We start from the raw sequence: 22,095 nt of genomic DNA, 5'->3' as shown, positions 1-22,095 counted from the left end.
CCCGCCAACCGATCCGCCACCCGCCGACCGGTCTTACCCGTCCCACCCACCACCAGCACCACACCAGCACCGACCGGAAGATCCACAACACCCTTACGAGCCATCACGAGCACCTCATTCGGAGAGACGGAGGAAACTGACGGAACCGACGTCCCGAAGGCGCCGGCGGCGCCCGGGAGGTCCGACGCGATCCGCGGGCCCCTACCGCTCTGCGAGCCCGGTCGGTTCGTCGTCATGGCACCATTCAAATCCACCCCGAGTCGGCGAACCATAGCCACCGCACTCACATCCATGCGCGAGCGTCTACGCCGCCCACCAGCGGCTGTCCGGCCGGTCCGGGCCGCCACGGGGGTGCGGCCCGGCTCCACCACCACCCACCACAACACACCGCACCCCCGCCGGAAAGCCCTTTCCAGCACCTCTCGACCCCGTCTCCACCACCTCCGGAAATCGACTTCGAAAGAGCTCCGGAAAGCGGCGGGGAAGAAAATCACCGCTGGTGCGGAAATGCGGGTGGAATTCCGGCGGAACACCGGCGCGGCGACGGCGGCGGGCCCCGGGAGCCCGTCCGGGCCGGGTACGGGCGCCCGCGCCCCACCCCGGCAGCGGTAGTCTCGCGGCTGCTGTCGACCCTTGGGAGGGCATGTTCATGGCCAAGCTGATAGTCCTGCTCGCCGCGATCTCGGTGGTCTTCTCGATGATCGCGTTCAACGGCGGAAACGCCCCGATCGGCGTGCTGTTCGCCGTGGTGGCGGCGTCCCCGGTCCTCTTCCTCGCCTACGCCGTGGCGACCAGGAAGCGCGCCGCCAACGGCGCCGCAGGGCAGTTGACACCCGGTCGGCGCAGGGGCCGGACGATCGCCGCACGGGTGGTCGCGCTGGCGATGGTCGGAGTCCTCGGGTACGGCGTGTACTGGGTGATCTTCGAGCCGAAGGCGAGCGACAAGGCACTCAGCCGGATCTCCGACCTCGACGCCGGCTGCGCCTCCGACATCGCGCGCAAGTACTTCCCCAAGACCGCCGAGCTCACCGGCGCCGGACCGCACCCGGTCGCGATGTTCACCGTCAGCGAGTCCGGCTCCTCGCACCCCGCCTCCCCCGCCGCCGGCTCGCCGGACTACTGGAGCGGGACCCGCCTGGACCCGTACCGCGTCCAGCTGATCGCCTGCCTGGGCTCACCCGACGAGGGCGAGTTCCTCACCGACTGCAAGTTCACCTCGGACACCCTCAAGCTCTACCGCGGCAGGTACGAGGTGACCGTGTACGAGGCCAGGACGGGGAGGAAGGTCGGCACCGAGCAGCTGCTGGGCAGCGCCAAACCCAGCTGCCCCAGCATGGTCTACCTGAAGAAGGACGTCTCCAAGCTGCACACCGAGCCAGAGTTCGCGGACTACCAGCAGGTACTGCGCAAGTACGTCGAGCAGTAGCCCGCCAGGAGCAACGCCTCCCCGGGCGGCTCCTCCGCCCCCGGGGGATGATGACGGAGGGAGCGTCGAAGCTCACCGAGCGTAGCGAAGAGGACGCCCGCGTTCGATCCCGCGGAAAGCGGGCAGACGGGGCGTCTCGATACGGCGAGCGAAGGAGCCCCGCATGGCCGATCCGGCGAAGTCATCCGCGCGGAACCCGCACGACGGTGCGGCCCCCGGGGCCGGGTCCGGGTCCGGGTCCGCCGGAACCGGGGTCATCGAGACCAACGTGCCGGCCCGGCTGGACCGGCTGCCGTGGTCCCGTTGGCACTGGCGGATCGTGATCGGCCTGGGCACCGTCTGGATCCTGGACGGCCTCGAGGTGACGATCGTCGGCAACATGGCGGCCAGGCTCGCGCAGCCCGGCAGCGGCATCGCCATCTCGACGACCCAGGTGACCACGATCGCGGCCGCCGTGTACGTGGCGGGCGCCTGCTCCGGCGCGCTGTTCTTCGGCTGGCTGACCGACCGGCTCGGGCGCAAGAAGCTGTTCATGGTGACGCTCGCCGTCTACCTGGCGGCGACCGCCGTGACCTCGCTGTCCTGGACGGCCTGGTTCTTCTTCCTCTGCCGCTTCTTCACCGGGTTCGGCATCGGCGGCGAGTACGCGGCGATCAACTCGGCCATCGACGAGCTGATCCCTGCCCGGGTGCGCGGCCGGGTCGACCTGATCATCAACGGCAGCTTCTGGATCGGGGCCGCGCTCGGCGCCTTCGCCTCCGTCGCACTGCTGAACACCGCGCTGTTCGCCACCGACGTGGGCTGGCGGCTCGCCTTCGGGATCGGTGTCGTGCTGGGCCTGGTGATCCTGCTGGTCCGCCGGCACGTCCCGGAGAGCCCGCGCTGGCTGTTCACCCACGGGCGGGCCCCGGAGGCCGAGGAGGTGGTGGCCGAGGCCGAGCGGGTCGTGGAGCGGGAGACCGGCCGACCGCTTCCGGCCGTCACCGACCGGCCGATCCTGATCCGCGAGCGCGCCCCGCTCGGCTTCGTCACGATCGCCCGCACCGTGATCAGCCGCTACCCGCGCCGCACGGTGCTCGGCCTCGCGCTCTTCATCGGGCAGGCGTTCCTGTACAACGCCGTGACCTTCGGCTACGCGGTCATCCTGACCCTCTACTTCGACGTGCCGGAGGGCGACACCGGCTACTACTTCGCGGTCATCGCGGTCGGCAACTTCCTCGGCCCGCTGCTGCTGGGCCACCTCTTCGACTCGGTCGGGCGGGTGCCGATGATCGCCGGCACGTACATCGGCTCCGGCCTGCTGCTGTTCGGCACCGCCGCGCTGTTCCAGCAGGGCGCGCTGAGCGCGGCCGGCATGACGGCCTGCTGGACGGCCGTGCTGTTCCTGGCCTCGGCGGGGGCGAGTGCGGCCTACCTGACGGTCAGCGAGATCTTCCCGCTGGAGACCAGGGCGATGTGCATCGCCTTCTTCTACGCCGTCGGCACGGCGGTCGGCGGCATCAGCGGCCCGCTGCTCTTCAACGGCCTGGTGAGCAGCGGGAAGGTCTCCGACACCACGCTCGCGTTCTGCATCGGAGCGGCCCTGATGACGGCCGCGGGGCTGGTCGAGGCCGCGATCGGCGTACGGGCGGAACGGCGCAGCCTGGAGGACCTGGCGGCCCCGCTGAGCGCCGTCGAAGCGGCGGATCGCTAGGGGTGCCGCCGCCGATGACCAGGATCCGCGTCAACTCGCCCATCCCTCACCGCGTTTGCCGCCGTCCCGAAGTCCAGGGCGTGTCTTCGAGCCCCGCCTGCGCGCCGACGCCGGGCAGGCTGCACGGCGGTGCGGTGGATCGGCCCGGCCGGGAATCGCTCAGCCGTCCGGCCGTCGAAGGTCGCATCGGAGATTTTCTGATGAATCATCAGACTTCTTTGGCATCAGCCATGTTGTTCGTGCGGGCCCCATCGGTCTGCGGTTAACATGCGGGGCGTTCCGTTCGGAGACGAATCGCCCGGGAGGGCCGGCTGAGCTGCCGAGATCGGAGCCTGGCGGGCCAGGAGGAGAGTTCATGCGCGAGTCCTTAAACCACGTCCAGCCCATCGGTGAGGGCCCGACCGCGGGCGACGTCGCGCTGCCGCCGGGCCTGCCGTACCCGGACGGGTGGGCCTCGGTCGGCTTTTCCGACGAGCTCAAGCCCGGCACGGTGCTCACCCGGCGGCTGGCCGGGGAGGACGTCGTGCTGTACCGGCTGCGGAGCGGGCGGATCCGCGCGATCCGCCCGTACTGCCCGCACCTGGGGGCGCACCTCGGCCTGGCCGAGGTGGAGGGCGACGACCTGGTCTGCCCCTTCCACCGCTTCGCCTTCGCCCCGGACGGCCGGTGCGTGCGGACCGGGTACGGCTCCGCGCCGCCGAAGGCCTCCCTGGCGCAGCTTCCGGTCCGCGAGGTGAACGACGCCGTCTTCGTCTGGCGCCACCACGACGGCCGGCAGCCGGACTGGGAGATCCCGTCGTGGCACACGCTCGGGCACCAGCCGCCCCGGCACGCCGCCTGGGAGATGGCCGGCTACGCCCAGGACGTCATGGAGAACGCGGTGGACCTGGGCCACTTCGTCACCCTGCACGGCTGGCCGAGCGGCGAGTTGGCGGCCCCGATCGACTGGGACGGCACGCGCTTCCACGTCTCGATGCGGGTGCAGGAGGACTTCCCGCTGCTGGGCCGGCGCCAGGTCGAGATCGAGGTCGACGGTTACGGCCTCGCCTGCCTGCACACCGACGTGCACACCCCGGCCCTCGGCCTGAAGATGTGCTCGCTGGTGATGGCCACCATGGTCGCGCCCGGCCGGATGCAGTTCCGGCAGGCGAGCCGGTTCTCCTTCGACGAGCCGTCCCGGCTGCCGCCCGTGGTCGGCAGGGCGGTCAGCCGGTCGCTGTCGAGCCTGCTGGCGGGCCCGATGTTCAAGCGGAGCTGCGAGTTCACGGCGGCCGACTTCCCGATCTGGTCCACCAAGAAGTACCTGTCACCGCCCCGGCTCGCCCCCGGCGACGGGCCGATCGGCGCCCTGCGGCACTGGGCCCGGCAGTTCTACCCGCCGGACCACCAGGAACACCTGCCCGCGCCGGCCGCCCTCACGGTCCGGACCGAGAACGGTGCCCGCAGCGGGCTCGCCAAGCCCTGAGCGGACGGACGTACGGCCGGGGCCCGGGTCGGGGCCCCGGCCGGCCGTCTGCTCAGCTCGGGAGCCGGCCGCCGAGCAGGAAGGCGGTGAACGGCGCGAGCACCCGGGGGTCGGTGAAGTCGACGCCGTGCGCGGTCGTGTCGAAGGTGACCATCGCCGCCCGGTGCCCGAAGGCGCGCTGGGTCTGCCGGGCGCCGTTGTAGGTGGTGTCGGGGTCGTACCGGTTCTGCAGCATCAGGATGTTGCGCGGACCGTCCGGGTCGGCCCGGACCGGCGGTTCCTTCGGGCCGTAGTGCCAGAAGGCGCACGGCCAGACGTTGCCGCTCATGCCGTTGGTGAGCGGGTAGCGGGCCCGGTCGGCGGCGGTGCGGGCGGCGTAGACGGCCGGGTCCCGGGGCCAGGCCGAGTCGCCGCAGATCACCGCGAACTGGGCCGCGAGGAAGTTGTCGGGGATAACCTGCGGCAGCGGGTTGCCACCCGAACCGCCGGTGCCCGCGCCCGTCGGCCCGGCGGCGGCCGTCGCGCCTTCCGACGTCGGAGCCGTAGCCGGGGCCTGGGCCGGAGTCGTGTCGCGTTCCTCGGCCAGTTGCAGGACCCGCGCGCCGAGGGGGTAGTAGCTCGGCTTGACCAGCGAGGCGTAGACGACGCTGCGCAGGCCGCCGCCGGTGAGCAGCCGGCCGCCCGACAGCGGCAGCGGGTCGCGGTCGACCTCGCCGGCCAGCCGGAGGTAGCTCGCCCGGACCGCCTCGGGGGTGGCGCCGAGGTGCAGGGTGGCGTCCTGGGCGGCGACGAAGCGGGCCAGGGCCGGGAAGGAGTCGGCGAAGCCTTCGCTGAACAGCCTGAACCCCTGCTCCAGCCCGCCCGGCGGCACCGTGCTGTCCAGCACCACGCGGTCGGTGTGCGAGGGGAAGAGGGTGGCGTAGACCTGGCCGAGGTAGGTGCCGTACGAGCTGCCCAGGTAGGAGATCCGGGGCAGGCCCAGGGCGGCCCGGATCCGGTCCAGGTCGCGGGCCGAGTTGGCGGTGGTCACGTCGGCCAGGTAGCCGCCGCTCGCGGCCGCGCAGCCGTCGGCCACCCGCCGGGCCTGGTCGAGGTTGGCGGTGATCGAGCCGTCGGGGCCGGGGAAGGGGTAGTTGAGCTGGGCGTCCCGCTCGGCGGCGGACAGGTCGCAGTGGACCGGGGTGCTGTTGCCCACCCCCCGCTCGTCGAAGCCGATCAGGTCGTACGAGCGCAGGACGTCCGGCGGCAGCAGCTTCGCCATCTCGCCCGGGTAGTCGAGTCCGGAGCCGCCCGGCCCGCCCGGCACCACGGCCAGGGTGCCGCGCCGGTGGGCGGGGTCGGCGGTGCGCAGCCGGGAGACGGTGAGGGTGATCGTGCCCTCGGCCGGGTCGTGGTAGTCCCGCGGCACCCGCAGGGTCGCGCATTGCTGGCGCGGGTCGCGGGTGAACGGCACGCCGTTGGCGTTCGGGGTCGGCGCGGGGCAGGACCCCCAGGCGAGTTGCGCCGCCGGGGCCGCGGCGGCGGTCGGCGCGAGTGGTGCGGCGAGCAGGAGGGCGGCGGTGAGCAGCGCGCCGCCGGCGCGGGCCGTGGTGCGGCCGGTAGGTCGGGTCATGCGTCCGACGCTAGGACTGGTGAGGTTCCATCAGCCTCGGCGCGGGGGTGGAGAATTCACCCGGGGCGCTCCTCCACCCGGCTCCACCCGGCTCCACCCCGGGGGTGAGTTCGACCAGGGCGGGCCGGACGGGCCGGTGTCGGCCCGTCCGGCGTCGGACAGGTCCTACGCGTGGGCGCCCGCGCACTCCGGGTGCCCCCAGCTGCTGCCCACCTTGGTGATGGTGTCGCCCTTGGCGTAGGGGCGGGTGCAGGGGCAGGTGCCGGGGAAGCGGGCGGCCAGGGTCCGCGAACCGCCCGAGGAGCGCTTCTTCGCCGTGGACGAGCCCGCCGACGAGCCCGCCGACGAACCGGCCGACGAGCCCGCCGACGAGGAGGCCGGGCGGGCGGCCCGCGCCGGGGTGGTCCGGGCCGGGTCCGGCTCGGGGAGGTCGGCGGCGGTTCCGCCCGCGGCCTGCTGCCGGCGGGCGGCGTCGCTGGCGGCCTTGTCGGCGATGGCGTTCAGCGGGTCGCCGTTCACCTGGTGGGCGGGGACGTACACGAAGGTGACGTCCCGCCCGGTCAGGAGCTCGTCGATGTGCTGGATCAGCTCGCGGTTGGCGACCGGCTTGCCGGCGGCGGTCTTCCACCCGTTGCGCTTCCAGCCGACCAGCCACTTGGTCACCGCGTCGCGGGTGTACGTGCTGTCGAGCCGGACCTCCAGCGGGACGGCCGGATCCGTCGACGCCAGCAGCTGCTCCAGCGCCGTCAGCTCGCCCACGTTGTTGGTGCTGTGCCCGAGCGGACCGGCCTGCCAGCGCTGGGGCACCCCGGCGGCGTCCGCCACCACGTAGGCCCAGGCCGCCGGACCGGGGTTGCCCTTGGCTGCTCCGTCACACGCTGCAATGACTCGTTCGACCATGCCCCGATCATGCCAGGACGTGGCAGGCCCGGGCCAAATCGGTCAGACCCGGAGCAGCAGCAGGAGCAGGGCCGCGGACCAGCTGAAGTTGGTCGAGTTCCGCCCCTCCCCCGTCAGCGGGTCGTAGTTCTCCCGCAGCGGACCGTCGCCGCCGAGCCCGGCCGCCGTCGCCAGCAGCCGGTCCGTCGCCCGGCGGGCGTCCTGGTTCCAGCCGTACCGGCGCAGGCCTTCGATGGCGAAGTAGGTCTGGTCGATCCAGGCCAGCCCGCGCCAGTACCCGGCCGGGTCGAAGGAGGGCGAGCTGCGGGCGACGGTCGGGAACGGCAGCGCGGTGCCGAACTCGGCCGGGTCGAGCAGGAGCCCGCGGACCGCGCGGGCCTGGGCGGGTGAGGCGGTGCCGGACCAGAGCGGGATCGCGCCCTCGATGCCGCGCCCGCGCGCGGTGAGGCGGGCGCCGGTGGCCAGGTCGGTGTCGTGGAACCAGCCCGTGGCCGGGTCGAACATGGTGTCGCGCACGGCCCGGTCGATCACCTCGGCCCGTCGGCGCAGCCGCTGGGCGGCGGTGCGGTCGCCGAGTTCGGCGGCGATGGCGGCCAGGGCGCGGTGGTCGGCGGCCAGGTAGGCGTTCAGGTCGACGGAGCGCTGGGTGAGCGACCAGCCCAGCAGGGCGCCCTGCGCGTTGCGGTTGGCGACGACGGCGGTGCCGAGGGCGGCGTCGAAGCGCGGCGCGTTGTCCATGCCGGACTCCCAGGCCGCCGCCGCCAGGCAGTCCGCCGGGGCGGCGTTGCCCGGGTCGACGGTGGCGCCGTACTCGCACAGGCCTTCGCCGTCGTGGTCCCGGGTGCGGTACCACCAGTCCTGGTAGGCGGTCAGTTTGGGCAGCAGCTCGCGCAGGAACGCCCGGTCGCCGCCGCGCCGGTAGACCTCCCAGACCGCCCAGGAGGCCAGCGGGGGCTTGGAGTTGCGCTCGTTCCAGTTGCCGCCGCCGGTGCTCGGGTCGTTGTAGAAGACGCAGTCCGGGATCATCCCGGCGTCCTGCGGGCGGTCGGCGGAGTCGGGCCGGATCTGGTGGTCGAACATCGCCCGGATCTGGTCGGCGGCCAGGTCGGGGGCGAAGACGGCGGTGCCGGCGGCCTGCTTCCAGGTGTCCCAGGCCCAGACCCCGCTGAACCACTTGTACGAGAGCGTGGGCGTGACCGCGTCGTGCCGGATCCGCCCGGCCGGGCTGCGCCAGTTGGTGACCAGGGTCTGCACGCACTTGACGGCCGTCCGGCGGCGCGCGGCGGGGACGCCCTCGGTCGCCCGGCTGACGTACCCGGCCCAGCGGGCGGCGCCCGCCGCGGCGACCCGGTCGGGGGCGCGCAGCGCGGCGTCCGCCTCGGCGACGGCGCGGGAGTGCTCGGCGTCGGTGAAGGTGTAGCTCTCGGCCCAGTCCAGGGTGCGGGCCGCGCCCGGGGCCAGCCGGACAGGCCCGGCCAGTTCGGTGCGGTGGCCGTCGCCGCTGACGGTGGTGCGGACCGGCGCCGCGTGGCGGACTTCGTAGCGTTCGGTGCCGTCGGTGAGGTAGTCCCAGGTCTGCCGTACCCGGGCGAACCGGACGGCGACGCCGCGCTCGGCGGCGACCAGGGCGGGGGCGTCGCGCTGGGGGCCGGTGGCCGGGCGCAGCAGTGTCCCGGTCCAGGCGACCTGGAGGGTCCGTTCGGCCGGGCCGCCGTTGGCCAGCCGGGCCCTGACCAGGGCGGTGCGGTTGCCGGCGAAGCGCAGTTCGAGGGTGAGCGCCAGGCGGCCGCCGAGGTCGTAGGACTGGCGCAGCAGCCCGGGCAGCGAGGTGAGCCGGGGGGCGCCGCCGGCGGCGAGGTCCAGGATCCTTCCCTGCTCGGTCAGTTGGAGGCGGTTGAGGCCGTCGCTGAGCCACCACGGGTATTCCTGGGCGAGGTGGAGGGGGCCGGTGAAGCCGCCGAGCGGGTCCTGCGGGCGCGGCAGGGCGTAGGCGTGCCAGGCGCCGAGGTCGGCGAAGACGTTGATCGGGTTGTTGCCGGTGGCGTCCCCGGGGTAGGCCTGCGCGGGGGTGCCGTGCAGGTCGAGGATGTCGGCGTAGCGGTCGGACAGGTCGGACAGGTCGGACGGGTCAGCCAGGTCGGACGGGGCGGCCTGCCGGTCGTCGGCGTGGGCGGCCGGTGCGACGCCGCCCGCCACGGCGAGGGCGGTGCCGGTGGCGGCGGTGGCGGCCAGGAGTCGGCGGCGGGACAGCGGCGTCATGTGCGCTCCTCGGCGGGCGTGGACGGAGACGGAGACGTGGGCGTGGACGGGGAGGCCGGATCGGGGCCGGCCGCGGGGACGCGGACGACGGCGGCGCCGAGCGGTGCGAGGGTGACGCCCCGGCCGGTGTCGGCGCCGGTGAGCAGGTCGGTGCCGGGCCGGTCCAGCGCCACCCGGCAAGCGGCGGGGCCGTGGTTGAGCAGGAACAGGTAGTCGGTGCCGTCGGCGGCGCGGCGGCGGGTGGCCTCGACACCGGTCGGAAGGCCGGGCAGTTCGGCGCCGACCCCGGCTTCGGCGAGCGGCAGGTCGAGCACCCGGCCGACGTCCGCGCCGAGGTGGCAGCCGAGGTACCAGGCGCTGCCGGTGCCGTGGCGGTGCCGGGTGACGGCGGGCAGGCCCGCCAGCTCGCCGGAGGCGTAGCGGGCGACGGTCTCGGCGCCCTCGGTGTCGATCCATTCGCTCCAGTGCTCGGCCCGCAGCTCCGGCCCGCCGCCGTCGAGCCGGACGGTGGTGGCGGCCCCGTCGGGGATCGGCCAGTGCTCGTCCACGACGAGGCCGAACAGCGGCCGCAGCGGCCCGGGGTGGCCGCCGGGGTGGAGGTGGTCGTGCCGGTCGCTGATGCCGCTGAACGGGCCGCAGACCAGGTGGCCGCCCGCCTGGACGAAGGCGGTGAGCCGGTCGGCGGTGGCGGTGTCGAGCAGGTACAGGTTGGGGGCGAGCAGCAGTTGGTAGCCGTCGAGGTCGCCGGTGGGCGGGACGAAGTCGACGGTCACGCCGCGGTCGTGGAGGGCCGCGTACCAGGGCCGGAGCAGGTCGAGCCAGCGCATCCGCGCGGAGGGGTGGTCGTCCAGCTCCAGCGCCCACCAGCTGTCCCAGTCGAGCAGGACGGCCGCCCGCCCGCGGATCCGGCTGCCCGCGATCTCGCCGAGCCGGCGCAGCTCGGCCCCGAACCCGACGGTCTCCCGCCAACCGCGCGAGGAGGTGCCGCGGTGCGGGAGCATCGCGCTGTGGAACTTCTCGGCCCCGGCGACGGAGGCGCGCCACTGGAAGTGCAGTACGCCGTCCGCGCCCCGGGCCAGCGCCTGGAGCGACCAGAGCCGGTACAGGCCGGGCCGTTTGGGCAGGTTGACGGGCCGCCAGCTGACGGCCGAGGGGGCCTGTTCCATCAGCAGCCACGGCTTGCCGCCCTTGAGGGAACGCATCAGGTCGTAGTTCATGGCCGCGTTGACGTGTGCGCGGGGGTCGGCCGGGTCGGGGTAGGCGTCGTCGGAGACGAGGTCCTCGTGGCGGCTCCACTCCCAGTAGTCCAGCGACTTGAGCATCGACATGAAGTTGGTGGTGACGGGCACGCCCGGTGAGACCTCGTCGAGGACGGCCTTCTCGGTGCGGTGCAGGGCCAGCAGCGCGTCGGAGCAGAACCGGCGCCAGTCCAGCAGCTGGGTCGGGTTGACCGGCCCCGGCGCGGCGCGCGGCGGTTCGATCTCGTCGAACGAGCCGTAGCGCTGCGACCAGAACGCCGTCCCCCAGGACCGGTTGAGCTCGTCGACGTCGCCGTGCCGCTCGCGCAGCCAACGCCGGAAGTCGGCGGCGGACGCGGGGCAGAAGCACTCCTGGACGTGGTCGCCGTACTCGTTGTGGATGTGCCACAGGGCGAGTGCGGGGTGGTCGTGGTAGCGCTCGGCGAGGGCCCGGGTGAGCCGGGCGGCGGCGGCCCGGTAGGCGGCGGAGGAGGGACAGTAGTGCTGGCGCGAGCCGAACTCCAGCCGGACGCCGTCGGCGGTGACGGGCAGCAGCTCGGGGTGGGCGCGGACCAGCCAGGCGGGTGGCGAGGCGGTGGCGGTGGCCAGGTCGACGGCGATGCCGTGGCCGTGGACGAGGTCGAGGAGGCGGTCCAGCCAGCCGAAGTCCCAGCTGTCGGAGGCTGGTTGGAGCCGCGCCCAGGAGAAGACCCCGACGGTGACCAGGTTGACCCCGGCCTCGGCCATCAGCTTCACGTCCTCGGCCCACACCTCCTCGGACCACTGCTCGGGGTTCCAGTCCCCGCCGTAGAGGAGGCCGGGCACGCGGGTCAGCGCGGCCGCGCGGGAAGGAGTACGGGAGGTCATGCGGGGGGTCATCCTTTCAGCGCTCCGCCGAGCAGGCCGGCCACGAACTGCCGCTGGAACACCAGGAAGAGCAGCACCAGCGGGAGGGTGGCCAGCAGGGAGCCGAGCATGAGGCCGGAGTAGTCGACGTGGGTCAGCCCGGTCAGCGTGTTGAGCGCCACCGGCACGGTGTACTTGTCCTCGGTGTTGAGCATCAGCAGCGGCCAGATGAAGCTGTTCCACTGGCCCATGAAGGTGAAGATCACGAGCGCGCCCAACTGCGGCCGCACGCACGGCAGGACGACCTGGTAGAAGGTGCGCAGTTCGCCGGATCCGTCGATGCGCGCCGACTCCAGGAGTTCGTCGGGGAAGTCCAGGAAGCCCTGGCGCATCAGCAGGATGCCGAAGGAGTTGGCCAGGAAGGGCAGGATGACCGCCTGGTAGCTGTCGATCCAGCCGACGCTGGCCATCATCTGGAACAGCGGGACGAGCAGCACCTGGAGCGGGATCATCATGGTCGCCAGCACCAGCCCGAGCAGCAGCCCGCGACCCCGGAACCGGTACTTGGCCAGCCCGTAGCCGCACATGGCCGACAGCAGGGAGCTCAGCGCGGTGTAGACGACGGCCACGCCGAGGCTGTTGAGCAGCACCCGGCCGAAGCCGATGCTCTGCTGGAGGTGTGCCAGGTTGCGCAGCAGTTCCCCGCCGGGCAGGAACGGCGGCGGGGAGTGGAAGAGTTCGGAGCTGCTGTGGGTGCTGGCGATCAGCATCCAGGCGAACGGCACCAGGCTGACGACGGCGCCGAGGGCGAGCACGGCCAGGACGGCGCCGCGGCCGAGCCGGGCGGCCGGCGGGCGGGCCACCGGTGGGCGGACGGTCGCCGGTCGGGCGGGCCGGGGGCGGGTGGAGGTGGCGCTCATCGGCGGCGTTCCCTTCCGTAGAACCGGAACTGGAGGAGGGAGACGGCGGCGATGACCAGCACCACGACCCAGGCGATCGCGGCCGCGTACCCGAAGTCGAGCTGCTGGAAGCCGACCTTGTACAGGTAGACCACCGGGGTGAGGGTCGCGTCGCCGGGGCCGCCGCGCGTCAGCACGTAGTTCTCGTCGAAGAGTTGGAGCGTGCCGATGGTGGAGGTGATGACGCAGAACAGCACCACCGGCCGCAGCTGCGGCAGGATCACGCTGGTGTAGGTGCGCAGCGTGCCCGCGCCGTCGAGGGCGGCGGCCTCGTACTGGTCCCGGCCGATGGCGTGCAGGCCGGCGAGCAGGATGACGGCGTTGTAGCCGGTCCAGCGCCAGGTGACCGAGCCGATCAGGGAGATCCGGGCCCAGGTGGGCGAGTTGAGCCAGTCGACGGGGCCGGCGCCCAGGGCGTGCAGGAGTTGGTTGGCCAGGCCGCCGTCGGTGCGCAGCAGCACCTGGAAGACGACGGCGTAGGCGACCAGCGTGGTGACGGCGGGCAGGAAGAAGACGGCCCGCCAGCCGGCCCGGAAGCGCAGCCAGGACTGGTTCAGCAGGACGGCCAGCACCAGCGCCAGGCCGATCATCACGGGCACCTGGACGGCCAGGATCATCCCGGTGTTGACCAGGGAGTGCAGGAAGGCCGGGTCGTCCAGCATCCGCCGGTACTGGTCCAGGCCGACCCAGACGGTGGCGCCGTCCCGGCGGGCGGTGAAGCTCTGGTAGAGGCTGGCGCCGAGCGGATAGGCGAAGAAGAGGATGAAGAGCACGGCCGTGGGCCCGGCGAAGAGCCAGGCCGCGGAGCGTGGCAGCAGTCGTCGCCGGGTGGGCGCGGTGCGCGCGGGTGCGGCGGCCACCCGGGGGGCGGGGGCCTGGAGACTGGTCATGGCGCGTGTCCCTACGGGGCCGGCTGGCGACTGGTCGCGGTGGCGATCTGGCGGGCGGCGGAGCGCAGCACGGTGCCGGGGTCGGCTCCGTTGTGCAGCACCTGGTTGACGGCGGTGTTGACGATGTCGCCGGCCTTGGCGTCGTCGGCGGTGGTCTCGACGGTGGGGATGGACCGGGCGAGGTCGGCGAAGAGCCGCATGGCGGGCTGGTTCGCGTAGTACGGGTCCGGCTGCTGGAAGTACGGGTCGTCCAGGGCCGGGAGGTAGGCGGGGAAGAGGCCTTCGTGCTCCATCATCGAGGCCTGGTTGGCCCGGCCGGCGAGCAGGAAGGAGAGGAATTCCCAGGCCAGTTCGGGGTTCTTGCTCTGGGCGGTGACGCAGAGGGTGGAGCCGCCGCTGTTGGAGGTGCGGCAGCCGCCGGGGTCGAACGCGGGCAGGGGGACGACGCCGAACCTGCCGTTCAGGTCGGCCATGTCGCCGGTGAGGGTGCCGTCCCACCAGGCGGCGGTGGGGGTGGTGGCGGCCTTGCCGTCGTGGGTGCCGGAGACCAGGCCGTCCCAGCCGTTCTCGAAGTCGACCAGGCCCCGGTCGACCAGTTGCTTCATCAGGGTGAGCGCCCGTTCGGCGGCGGGTGAGGCGACGGCGACCTTGCCGTCGACGAACCAGCCCTGGCCCTGCTGTTGGAGCAGCAGGGCGAACATGCTGTCCTGCTTGGCGTCCAGGATGAGCAGTTTCTTGCCGGTGCGGTCCTTGAGGGTGGTGCCGGCGGCGAGGTAGTCGTCCCAGGTGGTGAGGGTGGCGGGGTCGATTCCGGCCTGCTGGAAGTGGTCACGGCGGTAGAAGAGGGCGCACGGGCCGCTGTCCCAGGGCAGTGCGAGGACACGGCCGCCCGCGTCGGTGACGGTGCGCCAGGCGGACGGTGCGAAGTCCTTCGCGAGGCCGCCGGCCCGGCTGGTCAGGTCCACCAGCGCGTGGGGGAAGTTGCCGATGTAGGTGGGCATCCTGTGGCCCTCGACGGTCAGCACGTCGGGGAGTCCGCTGCCGGCTCCGAGCCCGACGGTGATCTTGTCGTAGGCGTTGTCGTAGCCGATGTCGACGACGTCGACGGTGGTGCCGGGGTGTGCCTGTTCGAAGGCCTTGCCGAGCCGTTGCATGGCTTTGGCTGCGACGTCCCAGGACCAGATGGTGATCTTCCCCGCGACCTTGCCGCCCGAACTCGCGTCCAGCCGTCTGGCGTCCGGAGCGCCGGCGCCGCCGGTAGCGCAGCCCGTCGCCCCGGTCAGCAGCAGCGCGCCGCCCGCGAGCCCGGCGCCGAGGACCCGGCGCCGGGTGGGGCCCGGTCCGGATCCGGCCCGGCTGCCCGGCGGAGCGTCAAGGCGTCTGTGCCGGGTGCCGGTTGAGTTCTTTCCTCCCGACATCTTGCCTCCTGAAGAGTGAATGCCGAATGCTGTATACAGAACTCAGCACACACAGTGCCGTCAAGGCCTGTGACCGAAATCGCGGAAGGTGCCAGGATGACCGCACGCGCCCCCCGGACCCACCCGTACATCCCCAACTCCGCCCCCGACGTGAAGAAGGCCATGCTGGCGGCGATCGGCGCGCACAGCGTCGAGGAGTTCTACGCCGACATCCCCGCCGAGCTCCGCCTGGACCGCCCACTGCGACTGCCCGAGCCGCTCGGCTCCGAGGCGCAACTGGTCGCCCACATGGAGGAGTTGCTCGCCCGCAACACCGCCGTCCCGCCCGGCCGCAGCTTCCTCGGCGCCGGCTGCTACCGCCACTACGTGCCCGCCGTGGTCGACGAGGTCGTCAACCGCAGCGAGTTCCTCACCGCCTACGCCGGCGAGCCCTACGAGGACCACGGCCGATTCCAGGCCCTGTGGGAGTACCAGTCGCTGATGGCCGAGCTGCTGGCCGTCGACGTCGTCAACGTGCCGACCTACGACGGCTTCCAGGCCGCCGCGACCGCACTGCGGATGGCCGGCCGGGCCACCGGGCGCCGCCGTCTCCTCCTGGTCGGCGACCTCGACCCGGACAAGCTCTCCCGGATCCGCGACTACGTGCGCGGCGTCCACGACCTCGTGCTCGTCCCGGCCGAGCCCGGGGCCGTCCGCGCCGCCCTCGCCGCCGGCGACGCCGCCGCCGTCTTCGCCGAACTGACCGACCACTGCGGCCGGGTCGACCCCGAACTGCCGCAGTACGTCGAACTCGCCCACCAGGCAGGCGCGCTGGCCGTCATCGGCGCCAACCCGCTGAGCCTCGGCGTGCTCGCCCCGCCCGCCTCCTTCGGCGCCGACCTCACCTGCGGCGACCTCCAGCCGCTCGGCATCCACCCCAGCTTCGGCGGCGGCAACGCGGGCTTCATCGCCAGCGCCGACGACGAACGCCTGGTGGCCGAGTACCCCAGCCGCCTCTTCGGCCTCACCCCCACCGACGTGCCGGGCGAGTACGGCTTCGGCGACGTCGCCTACGAGCGCACCTCCTTCGCCCTGCGCGAGGAGGGCAAGGAGTGGGTCGGCACCGCCGCCGCCCTGCACGGCATCGCCGCCGGGGTCTACCTCTCGCTGATGGGGCCGCACGGCATGCGCGAGATCGGCGAGACCATCCTCGCCAACACCGCCTACGCCCGCCGGCGCCTCGCCCAGGCCCCCGGCGTGGAACTCGCCGACCCCGAGGCCGTCCACTTCGCCGACTTCACCCTCCGCTACACCGGCGGGCGCACCGCCGCCGAGGTCGCCGCAGCGCTGCTCGCCCGCGGCCTGCACGCCGGCACCCCGGCCGGGGAACACGAGGGCCGCTACTGCGTGACCGAGCTCCACACCCAGGCCGACATCGACCGCCTCGCCACCGCCCTTGAGGAGATCGTCAAGTGACGGATCGTCAGAACAGCGGCGGGACCGACCCGCGGATCGCCCCCAAACCCGCCCTGCGCCGCTTCCACCAGGCCCGCTGGGACGAGAAGCTGATCTTCGAACTGGGCGCGCCCGGCGAGCGCGGCGTCCTGCCGCCGACCCCCGGACCCGGCGTCACCGCCGCCGTCGGCAGCCCCGCCGACCGCCTGCCCGCCGCGCTGCGCCGCACCACCCCGGCCGCGCTGCCCGAACTCGGCCAGCAGCAGGTGCTCCGCCACTACCTGCGGCTCTCCCAGGAGAACCTCGGCGCCGACCTCAACGTCGACGTCGGCCAGGGCACCTGCACCATGAAGTACAGCCCCAAGGTCAACGACGCCTTCGTCCGCGACCCGCGCATCGCCGCCCTGCACCCGGCCCAGGACCCCTCGACCGTCCAAGGGGTGCTCGAACTCGTCCACCGGCTTGAGCAGTTGCTCAAGGAGGTCTCCGGCATGGACCGGGTCTCGCTGCAACCCGGCGCCGGCTCCGCCGCGATCTGGACCAACGTCTCCGTCATCCGCGCCCACTTCGCCGCCCGCGGCGAGGCGGAGCAGCGCGACGAGGTCATCACCACCGCCTTCTCGCACCCCTCCAACGCCGCCTGCGCCAAGACCGCCGGCTTCAAGGTGATCACCCTGCACCCGGACGCGGACGGCTACCCCGACATCGAGGCGCTGCGCGCCGCCGTCGGCCCGCGCACCGCCGCGCTGCTCATCACCAACCCCGAGGACACCGGGATCTACAACCCCCGGATCACCGAGTTCGTCCGCATCGTGCACGCCGCCGGCGGCCTGTGCGCCTACGACCAGGCCAACGCCAACGGCGTCCTCGGCATCACCCGGGCCCGCGAGGCCGGCTTCGACCTGTGCCACTTCAACCTGCACAAGACCTTCTCCACCCCGCACGCCTGCGGCGGCCCCGCCGCCGGCGCCTGCGGCGTCACCGCCGAGCTCGCGCCCCACCTGCCCAGCCCCACCGTCGAGTTCGACGGCGAGCGGTACGTCCTGGACCACGACCGGCCGGAGTCCATCGGCAAGATCCGCCCCTACCTGGGCGTCGTCCCGAACCTGGTCCGCGCCTACGCCTGGATCATGTCGATGGGCGCCGCGGGGCTGCGCGAGGCCGCCGAGACCGCCGTGCTCAACAACAACTACCTGATGCACCAGGTCCAGCGGATCCGCGGCGTCTCCGTGCCCTACGCCAAGGGGCGCCCGCGCGTCGAGCAGGTCCGCTACAGCTGGCAGCAGCTCAACGAGGACACCGGCCTGCACAGCGAGGACCTCGGGTACCGTGCCGCCGACTTCGGCACCCACTACTGGACCAGCCACCACCCGTACGTCGTCCCCGAGCCGATGACGCTGGAGCCGACCGAGTCCTACTCCCGCGCCGACCTCGACGAGTACGCCGCGATCCTCGCCGAGGTCGCCCGCGAGGCCTACGAGGACCCGGAGACCGTCCGCACGGCCCCGCACAACTCCACCGTGCACCGCATCCGGCACGAACCGCTGGACGACCCGGCGGTCTGGGCCGTCAGCTGGCGCGCCTACCGCCGCAAGGTCCTCGGCGAGCGGCCGTGACGGCGGGCCCCGGGGCCGGTCGTCCGACTCCCGCCGTCCGCCCGGCGGGCGGGAACCCGGCGACCGGCCCCACCATCGGGCTCGTGGTCAACCCGGTCGCCGGACTCGGCGGCCGGGTCGGCCTCAAGGGCAGCGACGGCGCCGAGGTCCAGCAGCGGGCCCGCGCCCTCGGCGCCCGGCCGGCCGCGACCTCCCGCACGGAGCTGATGCTTCGTCAGTTCGCCGCACTCGCACCGCACTCGACCTTGCTCACGGCGGCCGGGCCGATGGGTGCGGACGCGGCGCGGGCGGCCGGCCTCGACGCGACGGTGGTCCACCGGCCCACCGGCCCGGGCACCACGGCGGCGGACACCCGCGCGGCCGTCCGCGCCCTCGTCGCGGCCGGCGCCGGCCTGCTGCTGTTCTGCGGCGGCGACGGCACGGCCCGCGACGTCCTCGACGCGCTCGGATCGCTCGGATCGCTCGGCCCGCTCGGCCCGCTCGGTCCGGAGCCAGGACCGCCCGTCCTCGGCATCCCGGCCGGGGTCAAGATGCACTCCGCCGTCTTCGCCGTCCACCCCCGCGCCGCCGCCGAGGTCGCCGCGGCCTGGGTGGGCGGCGGCGTCCGGCTGGCGTCCGCCGAGGTCGTGGACCGCGACGAGGCGGCGCTACGGGAGGGCCGGGTGTCCGCCCGCCTGCACGGGTGGCTGACCGTCCCGGTCCTGCCCGCCCGGGTCCAGCAGCGCAAGACCGGCAGTTCCGCCGCCGACCCCGAGGCGCTGGGCGGCATCGCCGCCGAGGTCGCCGAACGCGTCGGCCCCGGCGGGCTGCTCGCCCTCGGCCCGGGCGGCACCACGCACGCCGTCGCCACCGCGCTCGGCGCGGCGGACGCCTGCCTGACCGGCGTCGACGTGCTCCGCCTCCAACCGGGCGGCGCCGCCCGGGTCGTGATCCGCGATGCCCGGGCCGACCAGCTGCTGGCCCTGCCCGCCGCCCCGTGGATCGCGCTCTCGCCGATCGGCGGCCAGGGCTTCCTACTCGGCCGCGGCAACCAGCAGTTCACCCCCGAACTGCTGCGCGCCACCGGCCGCGAGCGGCTGCTCGTCCTCGCCACCGAGGCGAAGCTCGCCGCCCTCGCGGGCCGCCCGCTGCTGCTGGACACCGGCGACCCGGAGCTGGACGACGCCCTGTCCGGGCACGTCCGGGTGATCACCGGCCGCCACGCCAGCGCCGTCTACCGCCTGACCGCCTGACCGCCTGACCGGCCCGAGACCCGCCCCCCTGAGACCCCCTGAAGAGGAGCCCCCCGTGATCGACCTCCACGGCAAGCGCGCCATCGTCACCGGCGCCGCCTCCGGCATCGGCCGGGCCACCGCCGCGCTACTCGCCGAACTCGGCGCGGCCGTCGTCCTCGCCGACCTCGACACCGACCGCGGCGAACAGGCCGCCAAGGAGACCGGCGGCACCTTCGTCCGCTGCGACGTCTCCCGACGCGCCGACTGCGAACGGGCCGTACGCACCGCCGTCGACCTGCACGGCGGCGTCGACGTGCTGTTCAACAACGCCGGGATCATCCGCCGGTCCACCGTCCGCGACATCACCGACGACGACTGGGACCTGGTGATGGCCGTCAACGTCCGCTCCGTCATGCTGCTCAGCGGGCTGGTCGTGCCGTTGATGGCCGCGAACGGCGGCGGCAGCATCATCAACACCGGCTCCGGCTGGGGCATCCGGGGCGGCGGCCGGGCCGTCTCCTACTGCGCCTCCAAGGGCGCCGTCGTCAACATGACCCGGGCCATGGCCATCGACCACGGCCCCGACAACATCCGCGTCAACTGCGTGTGCCCCGGCGACACCAACACCGGTATGCTCGCCGAGGAGGCCCGCCAGCTCGGCGAGAGCCCGGACGCCTTCTACGCCGACGCCGCCGACCGACCGCTCGGCCGCATCGGCCAGCCTCGGGACATCGCCCAGACCGTCGCCTTCCTCGCCAGTGACGCCTCCACGTTCGTCAGCGGCGCGATCATCGCCGTGGACGGCGCCGGGACCGCCTGACCAGTCGCCCGGCCGGTACGCTACGGACCGAGGAAGAAGGGAAAGCCCGATGGCGATCGAGCGGCGTCCGCTGCGCGAACAGGTGAAGGACGAACTCCTGGAGCGGCTGGGCCACGGCCGGTTCACCCCCGGCGAGTCGATCAACGAGGTCCACCTCGCGGAGGAACTGGGCGTCAGCCGCACCCCGTTGCGCGAGGCGCTGATCAGCCTGGAGCGCGAAGGCATCATCACCAGCGAGCGCGGCAAGGGCTTTCGCTTCGCACCCACCGGCCGGCAGGAGTTCCTCGACCTCACGGCCATCCTGATCGCCCTGGAGTCGCTGGCGCTGCGGACCTCCGACCGCGCGCACCTCTCGGCCATCGCGCCCCGGCTGCTGGCGGAGGCCCGCGCCTTCTCCGCGCCCCAGGCCCCGCACGGCACCATAGAGCGCTACGACGACGCCTGGCACGCGCTGTTGCTCTCCGGCTGCTCCAACACCCGGCTGCGCGAGCTGATCGACTCGCTCAAACTCACCCTCCACCGCTACGAGCGGGTGGTCGTCGGCGACCACGAGATCCTCGAACGCGCCGCCGAGGAGCACGAGCGGATCGCCCAGTGCCTCCTCGACGACGACGTGGAACAGGCCGTCGCCGCCCTGGAGGCGAACTGGACCAGCGGCATGGAACGGATCATGGAGCGCCTGCCGGCCCTCGGCGTCCGCTGACGCGCCCTCCCCCGCGGCCGGGACGTCACTCCTCGTCGGACCGGCCGCGGACGCAGGTCAGCACTCCGGCCACGGCCGCGATCTGCGCGGTGAGCCCGCCGGCGTCGCCCTGCCCCTGCACCGACAGGGCGATCTCGACGGGCTTCTCGGAGGCCTCGCCGGGGAGTTCCCCGTCCGTGCCGGACAGCGTGCGCAGCTCGAAGACGGCGAACCCGGCCCGGGTGCACTGGTCCAGCACGTCCCGCAGCACCCCCCTGCCCGGACGGTAGACGATGCGGTACGAGACCGGCGGCCGGTGCAGCGCGGGCAGGCGGTTGAGCAACGGCCTGATCGCGTAGGACGCGAGGAAGTACGCCGCGACGGTCAGCGCCGCGAGCAGCGGCAGGCCCGCGGCCGCGGCGGAGCCCACCGCCGCGGTGAGCCAGATCGTGGCCGCCGTCGTCAGGCCCTGCACCCAACCCCGGTGCACGAAGATCACCCCGGCGCCGATGAAGCCCAGCCCCGACACGATCTGCGCGGCCATCCGCGACGGGTCCAGCTCGACGGTGCCCGCGCGCACCACGTCGGCGAAACCGTACTTGCTCACCAGGGTGAACAGCGCCGCGCCGCTGCCCACCGTCGTGTACGTCCGCAGGCCCGCGGACTTCTGGCGGATCTGCCGCTCGACCCCGATCAGGCCGGAGAGCAGGAAGGCGAACAGGAACTCCAGTACCTGGACCGACCCCTGACCGGACGGCCCGGCCGCCCATTGAACCGCTGCCATAGCCCTGACGCCTCTTCTCCGCCGCACCGCCGGCCCCGGACGTGGTGATTCATGCTAGGGCCCGGTGCCCGGCGGCGTGGCCTCCTCCCGGCAGGCCGGGGGTCGATTCCGCGTCAATTCCCGGCGAGTCCCCACCCGTCGGCGCGCACGGACGGCCTGGGCCGGACCGAGGCGAGCAGGGCGGCCGGGTCGGGGTTCTTCTGGAGGCCCGGCAGCAGCAGTTCCCACAGGTCGCACAGGCGCTCCTCGATGGTGCGCCGTCCGTCGATCGCGTCGGAGACGGTGTGCAGCCCGAAGAACGCGCAGATCACGCCGTGGGCCGCGGTCGACGGGTCGACCCGGGCGGCGAGTTCGCCCTCGCTGCCCGCCCGTTCGAGCAGGACGCGGACGGTGTCGATCCACCCCACGAACGGCACCGGGAGGTCTGCGTCGATGGCCGCGCGCTCGGACCAGAGCCGGGCGCCGGCCCTGACCACGACGTCGTCGCGGAAGGCCCGCGCCACCGCGAAGCTCAGTCGGACGAGTTGCTCCAGCGCCGGCACCGGCGTGCGGGTGTGGCGCGCGACCAGCTCCGGCCAGGTGGCGAAGTGCGCTTCGATCACGGCGCGGGCCAGGTTCTCCTTGCTGGTGTAGTGGAAGTAGATGGCCCCGCTCGTCCTGCCTGAGGCCGCGCTGATGTCGCTGATGCTCGTGCCCGCGTACCCGCGTTCGTCGAACAATCGCGCAGCTGATTCGAGGACTGACCTCCGTGTCGTCTCCGCCCGATTCTGCACGCGCCTCTGCCTTTTCAAGATCACCCCGGCTTTTCGCACGCACTGTAGTGATCCGCGGGCCGGAGC

At 73.3% G+C, this 22,095-nt stretch carries 17 protein-coding genes; 8 read left to right on the top strand and 9 right to left on the bottom strand.

The genetic code is table 11. The features are described from left to right. Positions 1-649 precede the first annotated feature (649 nt). The 3 genes from ACIO9K_RS33680 (at position 650) to ACIO9K_RS33670 (ending at position 4,584) form a co-directional block, all read left to right on the top strand. Positions 650-1,426, top strand: coding sequence for a hypothetical protein (locus ACIO9K_RS33680; RefSeq protein WP_363622979.1), 777 nt, complete (start codon positions 650-652; stop codon positions 1,424-1,426). Positions 1,427-1,589: 163 nt separating this feature from the next. Further along, complete coding sequence (locus ACIO9K_RS33675) at positions 1,590-3,119, top strand: MFS transporter (RefSeq protein WP_400335491.1); 1,530 nt, start codon at positions 1,590-1,592, stop codon at positions 3,117-3,119. A gap of 355 nt (positions 3,120-3,474) precedes the next feature. Continuing rightward, positions 3,475-4,584: a Rieske 2Fe-2S domain-containing protein gene (locus ACIO9K_RS33670; protein ID WP_400335489.1), complete on the top strand. Its 1,110-nt coding sequence runs from the start codon at positions 3,475-3,477 to the stop codon at positions 4,582-4,584. Positions 4,585-4,636: 52 nt separating this feature from the next. Here ACIO9K_RS33670 and ACIO9K_RS33665 read toward each other — a convergent pair whose 3' ends face one another. The 7 genes from ACIO9K_RS33665 to ACIO9K_RS33635 form a co-directional block, all read right to left on the bottom strand. Continuing rightward, entirely contained in the window at positions 4,637-6,196 is a 1,560-nt protein-coding gene (locus tag ACIO9K_RS33665) for an alpha/beta fold hydrolase (protein WP_400335487.1), read from the bottom strand. Between the two features lie 165 nt (positions 6,197-6,361). Beyond that, positions 6,362-7,096 carry a ribonuclease H gene (locus ACIO9K_RS33660; RefSeq protein WP_400335485.1) on the bottom strand — a complete coding sequence of 245 codons (735 nt, stop codon included), beginning with the start codon at positions 7,094-7,096 and terminating at the stop codon, positions 6,362-6,364. Positions 7,097-7,138: 42 nt separating this feature from the next. Continuing rightward, positions 7,139-9,355, bottom strand: coding sequence for an MGH1-like glycoside hydrolase domain-containing protein (locus ACIO9K_RS33655; protein ID WP_400335483.1), 2,217 nt, complete (start codon positions 9,353-9,355; stop codon positions 7,139-7,141). After that, the gene (locus ACIO9K_RS33650; RefSeq protein WP_400335481.1) at positions 9,352-11,460 is read right to left on the bottom strand and encodes a beta-galactosidase; all 2,109 of its coding nucleotides are present in this window, start codon (positions 11,458-11,460) and stop codon (positions 9,352-9,354) included. Before ACIO9K_RS33650 ends, ACIO9K_RS33655 begins: the two co-directional genes overlap by 4 nt. 8 nt (positions 11,461-11,468) lie before the next feature. Continuing rightward, positions 11,469-12,359 carry a carbohydrate ABC transporter permease gene (locus ACIO9K_RS33645; protein ID WP_363622965.1) on the bottom strand — a complete coding sequence of 297 codons (891 nt, stop codon included), beginning with the start codon at positions 12,357-12,359 and terminating at the stop codon, positions 11,469-11,471. Beyond that, a complete protein-coding gene (locus ACIO9K_RS33640) occupies positions 12,356-13,288 on the bottom strand; it encodes a carbohydrate ABC transporter permease (protein ID WP_400335478.1) in 933 nt (310 codons plus the stop codon). The genes ACIO9K_RS33645 and ACIO9K_RS33640 overlap by 4 nt, the downstream gene beginning before the upstream one ends. An 11-nt stretch (positions 13,289-13,299) precedes the next feature. Beyond that, positions 13,300-14,706 (bottom strand): sugar ABC transporter substrate-binding protein, encoded by a 1,407-nt coding sequence (locus ACIO9K_RS33635; protein WP_363622961.1) that lies wholly within the window; start codon positions 14,704-14,706, stop codon positions 13,300-13,302. 96 nt (positions 14,707-14,802) lie between these two features. Here ACIO9K_RS33635 and gcvPA point away from each other — a divergent pair, with 96 nt between their 5' ends. The 5 genes from gcvPA (at position 14,803) to ACIO9K_RS33610 (ending at position 20,493) form a co-directional block, all read left to right on the top strand. Further along, positions 14,803-16,161 carry an aminomethyl-transferring glycine dehydrogenase subunit GcvPA gene (gene gcvPA, locus ACIO9K_RS33630; RefSeq protein WP_400335475.1) on the top strand — a complete coding sequence of 453 codons (1,359 nt, stop codon included), beginning with the start codon at positions 14,803-14,805 and terminating at the stop codon, positions 16,159-16,161. After that, positions 16,158-17,756: an aminomethyl-transferring glycine dehydrogenase subunit GcvPB gene (gene gcvPB / locus ACIO9K_RS33625; RefSeq protein WP_400335472.1), complete on the top strand. Its 1,599-nt coding sequence runs from the start codon at positions 16,158-16,160 to the stop codon at positions 17,754-17,756. Before gcvPA ends, gcvPB begins: the two co-directional genes overlap by 4 nt. 83 nt (positions 17,757-17,839) lie before the next feature. Next, the gene (locus ACIO9K_RS33620; RefSeq protein ID WP_400335470.1) at positions 17,840-18,988 is read left to right on the top strand and encodes an ATP-NAD kinase family protein; all 1,149 of its coding nucleotides are present in this window, start codon (positions 17,840-17,842) and stop codon (positions 18,986-18,988) included. 55 nt (positions 18,989-19,043) lie between these two features. Continuing rightward, the gene (locus tag ACIO9K_RS33615; RefSeq protein WP_363622953.1) at positions 19,044-19,790 is read left to right on the top strand and encodes a glucose 1-dehydrogenase; all 747 of its coding nucleotides are present in this window, start codon (positions 19,044-19,046) and stop codon (positions 19,788-19,790) included. A 49-nt stretch (positions 19,791-19,839) separates the two neighbouring features. Beyond that, positions 19,840-20,493, top strand: a complete 654-nt coding sequence (locus ACIO9K_RS33610) for a GntR family transcriptional regulator (RefSeq protein WP_350884929.1) — start codon at positions 19,840-19,842, stop codon at positions 20,491-20,493. Positions 20,494-20,518: 25 nt separating this feature from the next. Here ACIO9K_RS33610 and ACIO9K_RS33605 read toward each other — a convergent pair whose 3' ends face one another. Both ACIO9K_RS33605 and ACIO9K_RS33600 read right to left on the bottom strand, forming a co-directional pair. Beyond that, positions 20,519-21,256, bottom strand: a complete 738-nt coding sequence (locus tag ACIO9K_RS33605; protein WP_363622951.1) for an MgtC/SapB family protein — start codon at positions 21,254-21,256, stop codon at positions 20,519-20,521. A 113-nt stretch (positions 21,257-21,369) separates the two neighbouring features. Beyond that, complete coding sequence (locus ACIO9K_RS33600; protein ID WP_363586384.1) at positions 21,370-22,029, bottom strand: ScbR family autoregulator-binding transcription factor; 660 nt, start codon at positions 22,027-22,029, stop codon at positions 21,370-21,372. Positions 22,030-22,095: the final 66 nt, after the last annotated feature.

It is taken from the genome of Kitasatospora sp. NPDC087271 (assembly GCF_044744605.1).
Lineage (GTDB): Bacteria > Actinomycetota > Actinomycetes > Streptomycetales > Streptomycetaceae > Kitasatospora.
The sequence above is the reverse complement of the archived record's forward strand: the minus strand, read 5'-3'. Positions and strand labels throughout refer to the sequence as shown.